Source organism: Pseudoalteromonas sp. PS5 (assembly GCF_004103255.1).
GTDB lineage: Bacteria > Pseudomonadota > Gammaproteobacteria > Enterobacterales > Alteromonadaceae > Pseudoalteromonas > Pseudoalteromonas peptidolytica.
In genome coordinates this window covers 24,554-36,972 of record NZ_RCSQ01000148.1, presented here as the reverse complement: position 1 = coordinate 36,972, position 12,419 = coordinate 24,554, and the positions used below count along the sequence as shown (strand labels likewise).

General features: G+C 41.5%; 11 protein-coding genes. 7 read left to right on the top strand and 4 right to left on the bottom strand.

Features of this window, described 5'->3' with window-relative positions; translation table 11 throughout:
• Positions 1-96: 96 nt before the first annotated feature.
• Entirely contained in the window at positions 97-1,254 is a 1,158-nt protein-coding gene (locus D9603_RS17115) for a DUF1343 domain-containing protein (RefSeq protein WP_128732234.1), read from the top strand.
• A 54-nt stretch (positions 1,255-1,308) separates the two neighbouring features.
• On the opposite strand, the gene D9603_RS17110 is transcribed toward D9603_RS17115, so the two are convergent.
• Positions 1,309-2,157, bottom strand: coding sequence for a MurR/RpiR family transcriptional regulator (locus D9603_RS17110; protein WP_125254034.1), 849 nt, complete (start codon positions 2,155-2,157; stop codon positions 1,309-1,311).
• A 212-nt stretch (positions 2,158-2,369) separates the two neighbouring features.
• Here D9603_RS17110 and D9603_RS17105 point away from each other — a divergent pair, with 212 nt between their 5' ends.
• The 3 genes from D9603_RS17105 (at position 2,370) to D9603_RS17095 (ending at position 6,738) form a co-directional block, all read left to right on the top strand.
• On the top strand, positions 2,370-3,746 hold the full coding sequence (locus D9603_RS17105) for a Na+/H+ antiporter NhaC family protein (RefSeq protein ID WP_128732233.1): 1,377 nt from the start codon (positions 2,370-2,372) through the stop codon (positions 3,744-3,746).
• A gap of 414 nt (positions 3,747-4,160) precedes the next feature.
• On the top strand, positions 4,161-4,667 hold the full coding sequence (locus D9603_RS17100; protein ID WP_125254032.1) for a DUF3087 domain-containing protein: 507 nt from the start codon (positions 4,161-4,163) through the stop codon (positions 4,665-4,667).
• A 190-nt stretch (positions 4,668-4,857) separates the two neighbouring features.
• The gene (locus D9603_RS17095; protein ID WP_347232148.1) at positions 4,858-6,738 is read left to right on the top strand and encodes a DUF3413 domain-containing protein; all 1,881 of its coding nucleotides are present in this window, start codon (positions 4,858-4,860) and stop codon (positions 6,736-6,738) included.
• Positions 6,739-6,843: 105 nt separating this feature from the next.
• On the opposite strand, the gene D9603_RS17090 is transcribed toward D9603_RS17095, so the two are convergent.
• From D9603_RS17090 to D9603_RS17080, 3 genes are read right to left on the bottom strand one after another with little or no spacing between them, the layout of a single operon-like run.
• Positions 6,844-8,445 carry a sensor domain-containing diguanylate cyclase gene (locus tag D9603_RS17090; protein ID WP_128732231.1) on the bottom strand — a complete coding sequence of 534 codons (1,602 nt, stop codon included), beginning with the start codon at positions 8,443-8,445 and terminating at the stop codon, positions 6,844-6,846.
• Entirely contained in the window at positions 8,438-8,860 is a 423-nt protein-coding gene (locus tag D9603_RS17085; protein ID WP_128732230.1) for a hypothetical protein, read from the bottom strand. The genes D9603_RS17090 and D9603_RS17085 overlap by 8 nt, the downstream gene beginning before the upstream one ends.
• A complete protein-coding gene (locus D9603_RS17080; RefSeq protein ID WP_128732229.1) occupies positions 8,860-10,080 on the bottom strand; it encodes a hypothetical protein in 1,221 nt (406 codons plus the stop codon). The genes D9603_RS17085 and D9603_RS17080 overlap by 1 nt, the downstream gene beginning before the upstream one ends.
• Positions 10,081-10,242: 162 nt before the next feature.
• Here D9603_RS17080 and ribA point away from each other — a divergent pair, with 162 nt between their 5' ends.
• From ribA to D9603_RS17065, 3 genes are all read left to right on the top strand, one after another.
• Complete coding sequence (gene ribA, locus D9603_RS17075; protein ID WP_128732228.1) at positions 10,243-10,869, top strand: GTP cyclohydrolase II; 627 nt, start codon at positions 10,243-10,245, stop codon at positions 10,867-10,869.
• A gap of 261 nt (positions 10,870-11,130) precedes the next feature.
• Positions 11,131-11,928, top strand: coding sequence for a BPSS1780 family membrane protein (locus D9603_RS17070; protein WP_125254026.1), 798 nt, complete (start codon positions 11,131-11,133; stop codon positions 11,926-11,928).
• Entirely contained in the window at positions 11,928-12,416 is a 489-nt protein-coding gene (locus D9603_RS17065) for a regulatory protein RecX (protein ID WP_125254025.1), read from the top strand. The genes D9603_RS17070 and D9603_RS17065 overlap by 1 nt, the downstream gene beginning before the upstream one ends.
• Positions 12,417-12,419: the final 3 nt, after the last annotated feature.

Genomic DNA, 12,419 nt, shown 5'->3' with positions numbered 1-12,419 from the left:
TTTTTTTGTACCTGGACATTTCGGAAACCTTTGAAAATGAATGCCTTTTCATTTATCGTTGAGTTGATAATATTGTCTAAACTCTCAGTAGCTTCTATGTTTCAGTCATTCATCACGTTGGTGATCTTAATTTTTGGTTTCTTATCATTCAGCCTCAATGCGCTTACCTTAGGTGCTGAGCGAGCTGAAGACTACTTATCTGCTTTGAAAGGCAAACGGGTGGGACTCATTGTAAATCAAACCTCCCGAGTCGCAGATCATCATCTTGTAGACTTTTTAATAAAACAAGGTGTTGATGTTAAGAAAGTATTTGCCCCAGAGCATGGCTTTCGTGGAAACCAAGATGCAGGCGCGCAAGTTGAAGACGAAAGAGATGTGAAAACCGGACTGCCAATCATCTCGCTTTATGGCAAGAATAAAAAGCCAAAAGCTGATCAGCTTAAGGACATCGATATTCTTATTTTTGATATTCAAGATGTCGGTGTACGATTTTATACTTATATCAGCACCATGCACCTCGCGATGGAAGCAGCATCAGATATTGGTATTGAGTTTTGGGTGTTTGATAGGCCAAACCCAAATCTGAACTATATAGATGGCCCAGTATTAGAAAAGCCGTTTCGGTCATTTGTGGGCATGCACCCGATCCCAATACTACATGGTATGACGGTAGGGGAGCTTGCCTTGATGATTAATGGAGAAGGCTGGTTGGTAAGTAACAATAAATTGAGCCTTCGCGTGGTTTCTATGCTGCAATACAGTAGTGCAACCCAATACAAAATCCCAATACCGCCAAGTCCTAATTTACCAAATCAACGCGCTATTTATCTATATCCTTCGCTCTGCTTTTTTGAAGCGACCCCAATTTCGGTAGGAAGAGGCACAGACTTTCCGTTTCAAGTATTTGGCCATTCAAACCCTAAACTAGGAAAGTTTAATTTTACCCCTAAGCCTGTCATCGGTGCGGCCTCTAACCCAAAACTAAATGGTGTGATTGCTTATGGTGAAGATTTAAGGGACAGTTCAGTGAGAGGATTTGATTTAACTTGGTTTATTGCTGCCTATCAGCAATTCAGCCATGAGGGAGTGGAATTTTTTCAATCCCCGAGCTTTATGGACAAATTAGCAGGAACAGACAAAGTCCGCAAGGCCATGGAGGCAGGGTTGACTGCCTCAGAGATCCGCACACTGTGGCAGCAGGATGTTCAGCGTTTTATAAAGCTACGAGAACAGTACTTGTTGTACCCACGGTGAGCGACTTAGTTGAAAGCGACTAAAACACGGCAGGTAGCCTGCCGTAAAACGTCATTATTCGCTGCGCAATACCTGCATGTTTTCGTTTGCTTTATCAACGCGTTTTTGCCAGTGAAGGTTCGACTGTGCCAGCGATGTAAACAATACATCTATAAGATAAGCTTGTGAAGTACGTGATAACATACCTGAGTGCTTAAGCGGCTCTCCTTCGTTAATGCAGTACAGCGTGGCGTCCGCCATTTCGGCTAGTGCATGGTTGCCATATCTTGAAATAGCCAAACACTTACAATCATTGTCTAGTGCTTGATTCGTTAGCGTTAACAAGCTTTTACTTGTACCTGTATTACTAATAACTATCAGTAGATCATCTTTTCCCATTGTAGCGATAAAGCTAGAAGCACTGATCTCATCAACTTGTGCAATGGCTGGGATCCCTAGTTTTTGTAATTTCCATGTTAAATCTTGTGCCATCGTAAAGGTGCTGCCCAGCGCACAAACTATTACTTTTCTGGCGTTTTTTACCAGCTGAATTGCGCATTCAAACTGTTTAGCTGAATTTAATTTCCGAGTCTCTGAGATAACATTTTGCTGTTTTAGTTGTAATTTATCTGCAATTAACTCAATAGAATCGTTGCTGGAAATTAGCTCATCAATTGGCAAGCTTGTATCTGCTTGCTCGTTAAGTGCATCCACCACGGCTAATTTAAAAGCAGGAAACCCTTTGTAACCTAACTTTTGAGCAAATTTCACGACGCTAGATTGGCTAACGCCAGCTTCACGCGCCAGCTCAACAGAAGAAAGCGCACGGATTTTATCGCCCGAGTTCAAGGTAAAGTCAGCGAGCTTAGCCTCACTATTTGATAGCGATGGACGAAGAGCTTTGATTTTGACAAATGTAGACATGCGATACTCAATCCGAACTAAATTAATCTGTCCATATTATAGGTTCAATTGTAACGTTACGATAGACCAAAAAGGAATATCATTGCACAAAACACACTCATTGTACCAGTTTTGGGGTTAAATGTTGACTTAAATTTAATTTATTCATAAAGACTTGGTGTTTTAAACTGCTTAACTTAAGCTAGGTGTTTTGAATTCGTAGATTAAACTATATGGCTTGGTACTCAATTTTGCCACCTTTGATCGCGATAGTGGTCGTGTTTTGGCGTAAAGAAGTCATCATCGCACTGATATTAGCGCTAGTTTCATCTGAGCTTCTGTTGGCAATGAATGGCCAGCAGCCATTACTTTGGGCGACTTTTGTTGGTAGTGTTGAGCGTGTTATTGAAGTGTCGACTTCGGCAGGTAATAGTAGAATATTAATTTTCAGTATCGTGATTGGAGCACTGCTGGCTTATATTCGAGAGTCTGGTGGAGTTGCTGCCACGGTAAATATGCTACTAAACCGAGGGGTTGCAAAAAGTAAACGTCAAGTTGGGCTGTTGACAATGTTTACAGGTACCGCCGTATTTATAGAGTCAAATATGAGCGTACTAACGTCAGGCATTGTTGCTAGGGGACTATTTGACAAGTTCAGCATGAGCAGAGCACGTTTAGCTTACATTATTGATAGTACCAGCGCTCCTGTTTGTATTTTAATTTTATTAAATGGATGGGGAGCATATGTTCTCGGTTTGCTGAGTAATTATGAGTTGGCGCAATCTCCAGTCAGTATTTTATGGGGTAGCGTAATGTTTAACTTTTACGCGATTATTGCACTCTTAATTGTGTTTTACACAATTATTTTTGATAAAGTCCACGGCCCTATGAAAAAGGCTGAGCAGGAACTCCAGCATCAATCTGTTGAATTAGATAGTGGCCCTCAAGCCACCAAGTCTCGTTATATGTTAATACCATTATTGACGCTGATCATAAGTATGGTTGGGTTTATGTTTGTGACCGGAAATGGTGAGTTGGCAAATGGAAGTGGGTCTAAGTCTGTGCTCTACGCCACAATATTAGCCGTAACAGTCGCATACATACTGCTATTAGCCGGTAAAAGATTTAACCATCATCAATTAATGGATATCGGTTTTAAAGGAATGGGAGAATTGCTCCCACTTGTTAGCATAGTGCTCCTTTCTCTAACGCTGGGTGCAAGCCTGAAGGACTTAGGTACAGGGACTTTCGTTGCATCTTTGGTGGGTGACTATTTGCCTGTGTATTTAATCGTACCTGTGCTTTTTATCACAGGAGCGATAATGTCGTTTACTACAGGAACTTCTTGGGGCACTTTTGCAATACTTATACCGATAGGTGTGCCCTTGATCCAAACGTTAGGATTGCCACCATCCTTAGTGATAGGCGCTATTTTGAGTGGAGGTATATTTGGAGATCACTGCTCACCAATTTCTGATACTAGTGCAGTTTCTGCACTCGCCTCGGGCTGTGATTTACTCACTCATGTTAAAACTCAGCTCCCTTATGCGCTAGTAGGAGGAGGGGCTGCAATTGTTTGCTTTATGATTGCAAGCTTCGTTATGATCTAGTTATAGGCTCCAGCTATATGACTTTGTTTTGATACCAGCCTCATTTTAGTTAGCGTGAGTGACATCTGGGGGCAAGCCGGTATCCGGCTATGTCCCATGCCTTCTATGTCGGTGATTTGTCCCTCTGCGGATGTAGGTACCTTGGCGATAGCAGGACGAGGTAGCGGGGTTATCGACAAAATTTTCTCGCCTCAAAATAGACCACCTAATTAAGCAAATTGGTATCATTTGTGCTGTCATGGTGCTGTTCCCTAAAATAAATCATTAAAGGAAAAACGATCAACAATGACCAAGAGGATGGAAATTTCTTATTTCGTTGATATGAATCTTGGTATGATGTGATGCCTTGGTTTAGAATGCGCGGGTTGAAAAGGCACGTAGCGTCTTGAGTTAAACTTAGGGGAGTGGTGAGTTATGACATTAATAGAGATAGATAAAGCCCGTTATCGAAAGCACTTAAATCAGGTTATTGTGGCATGTGTTATTGCATTAACTGCGATTAGTTTAGGCGTAGCGCAGCTACTTATCTATTTGTTTCCAGATGCTGATGGTAGCCACTTCCATTGGAACTTATCAGGTGTCGTCGTGGCCTGTTTGATAATTGCTGGTGTCTTAAAAAAATACAAATCCCATTCGTTTATGACCGAAGTGAGTTATGTATGGGATTTGAAGCAGGCACTCAATAAAATTACACGAAAGATGTCTAAACTAAAGCAAGCCGCAGCAAACGGAGAGGTGGAAGCAATGACTGCGATTCAATACAGTTATGCAGGCTCAAGGCAGCTTTGGCAACTTGACGATAACACCATAACGATGGATGACTTAGCACTATGGCAAAGTGAACTTGATGCACTTGCTAGCAAGTACCAAGTTGAAATTCGAGCAGAAAATTATCATGAGTCTATTTTAGATAAATATTAAGGTGTGTTGATCTTTGTTTTTTGAGTATTTTATTGGTTGCGGCACTCGACTTGCCGCCTAGCAACCTATGCAACAATGAGCAAAACGCGCTAAAGTGAATCCAAACTGCTGCAAAAACAAACCTGAAAGATAAACAAATCCTAGGCAAACCTTTGATAAGTAAGGTTTGCAATTTTTCACATTTTTTAATGTGACACTAATATGTCAAGAGAATAATATACTGCTCGTTTTTTCTATTAGTGGGACGAGTAGGGTAGTGTCGTTACGTCATAGACTGCATCAATTTGGTTGGTTAGTGTTAATTAACTCGCTTTTTTCTATCTTACTAGCAGCAAATGTTGTTAATTCTAATCCGAATAGCTACCAGGGCCTGACTCTCTTCTACGCTACAGTGTCGACATGGGGGCATATGGCATTGCTCACAGGCGCTATTAGTTTGGTGCTATTGCCATTGGTTTGGGTTAAGTCAGAAGGTTGCAGGGCGCTCGGTTTTTCAGCTTTTTATGCTTTTTTCTTTGCGTTACTAATAGCCAACAGTCTGTGTTTCGAGCTATACAAATTTCATATCAATGGTGTCATTATTGATATGTTGTTAGCAGGGCAGGTGATTGAGTTATCTGTGCATGCTTGGATACAAGCCAGTGTTATTTTTGTCCTCTTATTTGTGTGTCAATACATACTTGTTAAGTGGAGCAGTAGACCAAAACGGCTAATGAGTATGCGGCTGGGGCGAAAATATGTTGTAGCCACCTGCTGCGCCGTGTTAGCAAGCAACACAATTCACGTTTGGGCAAGTGCTAACGTATACCAACCAATTACTGGATTCAGCAAGTACTTACCGCTTTTTAAGCCAGCCACCGCGAATACACTTTTACGGCAATATGAGTTAATAGATGAAGCAGCGCTTGCACAACAAAAAAGCATGTCTTTGGTAAAAGGGCAATTTAATTATCCGCTTCATCAGCTTGATACAGATTCTGTTGCTGCTCCTCCCAATATTGTTGTTATTGTACTTGACTCTTGGCGCTACGATGCTTTTACAAAAAGTGCCACTCCTAATATCTGGGCGTTTGCCAAACATGGCCTGACCTTTGAGCAGCACTTCTCGACCGGTAACTCAACTAGAACTGGGATCACTGGCTTATTTTACAGTTTAACAGGAACCTATTGGCAAGATATTTACAACAATCGTGCCGCTCCGCTATGGATGGATAGAATGCGCGAATTAAACTATCAATTTGGTATTTTTTCTTCAGCGCAGCTGATCCGCCCTGAGTTTAACGAAACCGTTTTTTCTAATATAAATGGATTGCAAACCCACACCGAGGGTGATGATGTATTGGCTAGGGATAGGCAAATAACCAAAAACTGGCTGTCGTGGTATGACAACAAAGCGCCAGCGCAACCCTCATTTAGCTTTCTCTTTTACGATGCAATTCATGGGTATGCTGTGCCTGATGGCTACCAAGCTGGATTTCAGCCCATGCATGGTCCGATCAACCATATGTTGCTACACAATCACTACGAAAGACAGCCAGTTTATAATCGCTATTTAACAAGTACTCACTTTGTGGACAGTTTAGTTGCGTCAGTATTAACGAAGATTAATAGAGAAAATACGTTGGTAATTATTACCTCAGATCATGGTGAGGAATTAAATGACAACAAGCTGAACTATTGGGGCCATAATAGTAACTTTTCAACTCCTCAAGTGAAGGTTCCCTTTATTATAGTAGGGCCAAAAGTAGAAAAATGGCGTCATTGGAAAACATCCCGTGCTACAACCAGCCACCTAGATGTAGCACCTACTATTATGAAAACGTATTTGGGGGTAAAAAATGAGGTACAGGACTTTGCACTTGGCATGAGTCTTACAGAGCCCGCCCAAGAAAGGGAATGGTTGTTATTGAGTAGTTACAACAAATACGCCATTGTCAACAGGCAGCAGATTATAGAAGTATCAACATTGGGGACTTACGAGGTACTTGATCATAGTAACAGGCCAACTGAGCAAGCTCCAAACTACAAGCATGTACAGCATGCCTTGGAGCAAAGTCGACACTTCCAATAAGAACTGAATTATCTGATACCAATTCAATGGAATTTCCTTTCTAAAAGGCAAGTATGATGAGAGCTTTAATCAATTAGTATCTGTCTACCGGCTACCGGCTACCGGTTACCTTGATACTCCCTTGCTTAGATTAGTATTATTCTCATCATCTATTGAATAAACCGCAAACGCATTTTTTTTACCTCTTTTTACGGCGTACATGGCTTTATCTGCATACTCAATAAGCTGTCCCAGCTCTTTGGCATCCTTTGGGTAACTTGCAACACCAACACTGGCACCAACACTAATATGTATATTTTTAGTCTCGTTAGTTTGCCACAGCATTTCGGTGTTGATAGCTGCTAATAAATTTGCCGCAATTTGGTGTAATTTTTCTTTTTCGACACAGTGTAGGGCAATTAAAAACTCATCCCCTCCCCAGCGGCAAACAATATCTTTGTCTCTAACCCGCTTCGTTATTTGCTTGGCTATATGTCTTAACATTTTATCCCCAGCATTATGGCCATAAATATCATTTACCGGCTTAAACTCATCTAAATCTACGATAAATAGGCTAAAGGGTAAGGCGTCATTGAGCCATTCATTAAGCTTGATTTCAGCGCCGTGACGGTTATACAGCCCGGTAAGCTTGTCGCGGTTCGCTTTTATATTCAACTCTTGGAAAACAGTTTTTCTCATTGTGATGTCAGAGAGGAAAATTTGCAGATAAAGTTGTCCGTTGCTTTCTAAGCGCAGCATAATGATGCTGAGCCAAACAGGTTGCTCTGTGAGCGGATTGGTAAATTCAAACTCAGATTGTGTGGGTTGGTTGAGGGCGAGCGTGTGTTCAGTAAAGGTGTATAGTATATCTGGGGTTTGGCAGTAACGGCCGAAGCTCTCAGGAAAAAACTCTTCTAAGTCAATTCCCATTCCAGCAAGCAGATCACAGGCAGCGTCATTGGCCAGAAGCACCTCTCCTTTGTCCTTCACTAATAATGTCGGTGAGGAAGAACGCTCAAACATCAGTCGAAAGCGTTTTTCCAGTGCTTCTATGTCAGCCCTGAGGCGACGTTCTTGTTCGAACATCGCGGCGGTTTTTGCGATGAGCTGATTAGTATTGTTAGCAATATCACCTATTTCGCTAGAGTCATGGCCATTTGGTATTTCCAGCTTGAGTGGCGCACCAGGAATGACCTGGGCAATCTGTTTGTTCAAAATGCTCAGGGGTTTGGTGACTAGAAAGTGTGTCAGGATAGTAAAAATGACCAGAATAGGAATAATGACGATCATTAACGTCTTGACGCTGGAGCGAGCGATGTCTCTGGCGTTTTGTTCAATAAATACGGAATTTGGCTGGATATAGATTTCACCAACAATTTCATTAAACAGAAATGGATGGTTGAGCTTGATGATAGTCGCGTTGTCGGTCTTAAAGCCCACGCTTTGTGCCAACCATTTTTCCTCACTTTTCATTGCGGCAGAGGAAATAATATCGTTACTGATCAAGCCATTTATTACCTCTACTGCCAAATCCTTATCGTTGAGATACGTTGCAATAGATGAAGAAGCCGAAACCGTTTGACCGATTTGGCCAATAATAGTACTTGAACGCGCTAATTCACGCTCGAAAATGTGATCGTGATATAGCTTGGCATATAAAAGCGAAAATACGCATGTCGATATGACCAGCACCAGTGCTAGTCGGACAATCAATCCATATCTAGTCATTTATCTGATAAATTACCTTAACATCATCAGTCACAAGCTCCATCGGTATATAACCTATGGCGTTAGGTGTTTTTACGATATTTTTTAGTATAGCCGAAGGAGATGAAAAGTACTGAGGAGGAGATACCTTACCGCTAAACTTGATCCTTGACCAATACGCATTGATTTGACTTTCATTTCGTCCTGTAAGCGCAAAAAAGAATGGCTCTCTCATGGGGTGAGATTTGTCATAATCATAGGTAACCGCCATTTCCCCATTAGGAAACGCTACATATTTTCCCATGTACATATCAATAAGTTGCCGCTGTGAAACGGTATCTATCGAGTTACTTTTATTGACGATAACGGCAATATCAGCATGAGCAAATAAAGGGCTTACACTAACAAGTAAAAGTAAAAACCTCAGCTCTTTCATTAAAACACCCAATTAAAGCTTAAGGTGAAGGTATTAAACGAAAGGTCAGGTTCCTCAAACTGATCCGCTCGATGTAAATAAAATGCGCTGGGTAGTCGGTGGGTTGTGGTGTGTTGCCAGTTAAGTTTTAAAGCCAGTGTTGCTGAGAGCTCGCGCCGCCAAGTTAAAGAGGTTGTGCTTTGATCAAGTTGGTAAAATCCAGAGTGCATTGACGCTGCTTGATACAACTCTACTAACTCAGGTAACGGTACTGTGGGTCCTGGCTCTACTTCTGTATTATCGGATTTGGCAATGGAATAACTTACTGAAAGCGTATTCAAATCAAATCGCTTACCTACCGTAATATAACCTGCCTTGAGATGATTAAGGACACTTGAATTTGAGTCGGTGAGAGAGGCTTCAGTTTGTACTAGCCAATTTGAATCATCATATCGCATGCTTAATGCGTTATAAGTAAAATCTTTATCTTGTATAAAAAGAGAGTCAATCAATTGTGATTTAGTAGGCCAAAATGAGAGTGGCACTTTGGCTAAGGCGTCACGTAATTGGCCTTGTTGTTCGTGTTCATTAGCCGACTTTGTTGTGGTGTAATTAGCTCTAAATAGCCAGTTTAGTGTTTCATATTGTGCCACTACGCCTAAGATAGACTTGAGCTCCACATTCCAAAAAAAGCCATTGTCACTGTAAAGCGGTGACTCAGATCTTCCCCAATATGCTTTTATGCTTGCTACACCATGGCTCAGTGGCGCGCGGTACTGAAGATCAATACCATCCAAGTTCTGGTGAGGAATGATGGCGTAAAACTCAACTGGCGGATGCTCCAAGTCCATAGAGTAACCAATATCTCGATACTCGGTCATTAAAAACAAATCGAGCCCGGTACGTCCAGCACGAAACTGCCAATTTGAGCTTGCACTGTAGCGTAAAAAAGCCAATTTCAGAGTATTGTTAATTTTATCATGGCGTTGGTCTTTGATTAGCAGTTGTCCGACTAGATCAAATGAGCTGTTTATTTTCCATTCGGCTTGTAAGCCAATTGAAGAGAATGAAAAGTCAAGTTCATCTGTCGTTACTCCGCTTGGTTGTGAGATTGTTTCTCTAATTTTAGCCGTGCGAGAGTCTGTTTTTACCGCTTTAAGCGTCGCAAAACCGCTAAAGTCGGCATTTGCACTATGGCTTAATGGTGTGAAAGCCAACAAGCATACGAATACTGAACGCATAAAATTTGTGTGAGAGTTTGTCTTCCTTACCTTTCAGACTAGTTTGATTTTTACCATTTACCAATGCGATGTTACCTTTAGCCTTGTATAATGCCAGTAAAGACACCATATCTCTTTTATGGTAGCATATTGTTATATTATCACATTAGGCAAGATTAAGACGTGGCAGAAGTAAGAGCGAGAGTCGAGCTGAACGTAGGGCAGCACAGTAATATCCCTGCGGAAATAGTTTCTTTTTCAGGGCTACATGATGGCCAAGAACATGTTGCATTAGTATTTAATAATGCTGACAGCAATCAGTCTGTGCCCCTTATTCGTATGCACTCTGAGTGCTTGACTGGTGATGTCTTCCATTCTTCACGTTGCGATTGCGGTGAACAGCTGAATGAGTGCATTGAAATGATGCACAAACAAGGAGGCGTGTTACTGTATTTACGTCAAGAAGGCCGCGGTATTGGCTTATACAACAAAATTGATGCGTACGTTTTGCAATCTCAAGGCATGAATACCTATGAAGCCAATAATCATCTTGGTTTTGAAGATGACTTAAGGGATTTCTCAGATGCGGTACTGATGTTACAAGCACTTGGGCTAAACCATGTCAAGTTAATGACAAATAACCCAAAAAAGCTAAAAGCACTGAGAAGCGCTGGTATTACAGTCGATGAGGTCGTTGGAACACAAGCCCATGTAAAAGTTGGCGTATCCGGCAATGAGCAATACTTAAAAACTAAAATACAACACGGTGCTCATATGTTAGATATCAAGAAAATTTCAAAAGCGGACTAAGGGCTTTTTGCCCTTATTCTCTGAACAATGACTGGTATTGATGTGGTGGCGGCCTTACTCGGCTTACCACTTGAAGGTCAAAGTGACTATCTGCGCTCTCCACTTGGTTAAATCCAAACTTAATTTCGTATAAATTTGAAAGATGGGTGCGAAGCAGCCTAGGGATTACGAAAAAGCCCAGACAAATCCTGTTTACATGACTTTTCACCAGACCCTCTAATCAGTATAATCAAGGACGTTATAGCTTAAATTAAGTGGACTATGTCGACTCCTATTCGAACATTCAAAGCAAATATGGGCATCCAATGGGTAAAAGCGGGTTGGGAAATTTTTAAAACTCAACCTTTGACTTTTATGTTGATGTATATCTTCATGGCAGTTGTCAGCTTATTGCCGCTGTTTGCGCCAGTTTTTCATCTTATCGCTGCCTTATCCGGGCCTTTTTTAAGCGCAGGCTTTTATCTTGCTGTTATCAACAAACAAACGAATAAAGCAGCAAAGCTTGCTGATATTTTTGACCCATTTGCAGCAAAGGGTCGACGTCTGAATTTATTTCGTGTTGGTATTTACCAGATGGCGGGGGCGCTGCTGCTAACTATGGTTGCTGGCGTGTTATTTAGTGATGTGGCAACGGCCATAGAAAGTGCAGGGCCAAATACCTCACCGGAGCAATTGATCCAGTTGGTAGCGAGTAACATGAACTTTCTAGAAGTGGCTCTATTTGTGATCGCACAGTCCACAGTAATGATGGCATTTGCTTTTGTTGTGCCACAAGTTTTCTTCCAAGGCGAAAAGCGCATTTTCCATGCAATGAAATGCTCATTAGCAGCCTTCTATCACAACATGGGGGCGTTGACGGTTTTTGGATTGGTTATCGCCGCATTAATCGTTGCGTCTATTCCACTTTCAATGATCCCAGCGATTATTATTATGCCTGTGGCCATGATAGGCTTTTTTGTGTCATTTCAGGCTATGTTTATGCCTACAATTATTGATAAAAATGAACTTGAGGCACATAAAAGTAACGGTCAATCTGATGCGGGTCGTTTCGACGCGTAATGGACGAGTTAGAAGTAAAAAAACTAAAAAACTACGCAGTTTGGTTGTTATCTCGACAAGAGTATTCACAAACTGGGTTGACGCAAAAGTTGCTGCAAAAAGGGGCGACGGCAGAAGTTGCTCAACAACTGGTGTCGTGGCTTGTGTCACTAGACTATGTTAATGACCATCGCTTTGCAGAGAGCTTTTTGAATCGACAAATAGCCAAAGGACTTGGAGCAAAGCGTATCTTACTAGATGCCGGGCAAAAAGGAGTTAGCCGCGATACATTGCATGCGTTGTTCGCTGAACGCGAAATTGACTGGTACATGCAAGCTGCAAAAACCTATCAAAAAAAGTATGGTGTTTGCGAGCAACCGTTAGAATATAAAGAAAAAACAAAGCGCGTACGGTATATGAGCTATCGTGGCTTTAGTTTTGATGAAATAGATTTTGCAATTGAAGCTGCAATGAACGCAGCAGAGCAAGAAGCAATAAAGGGTGAATGATCA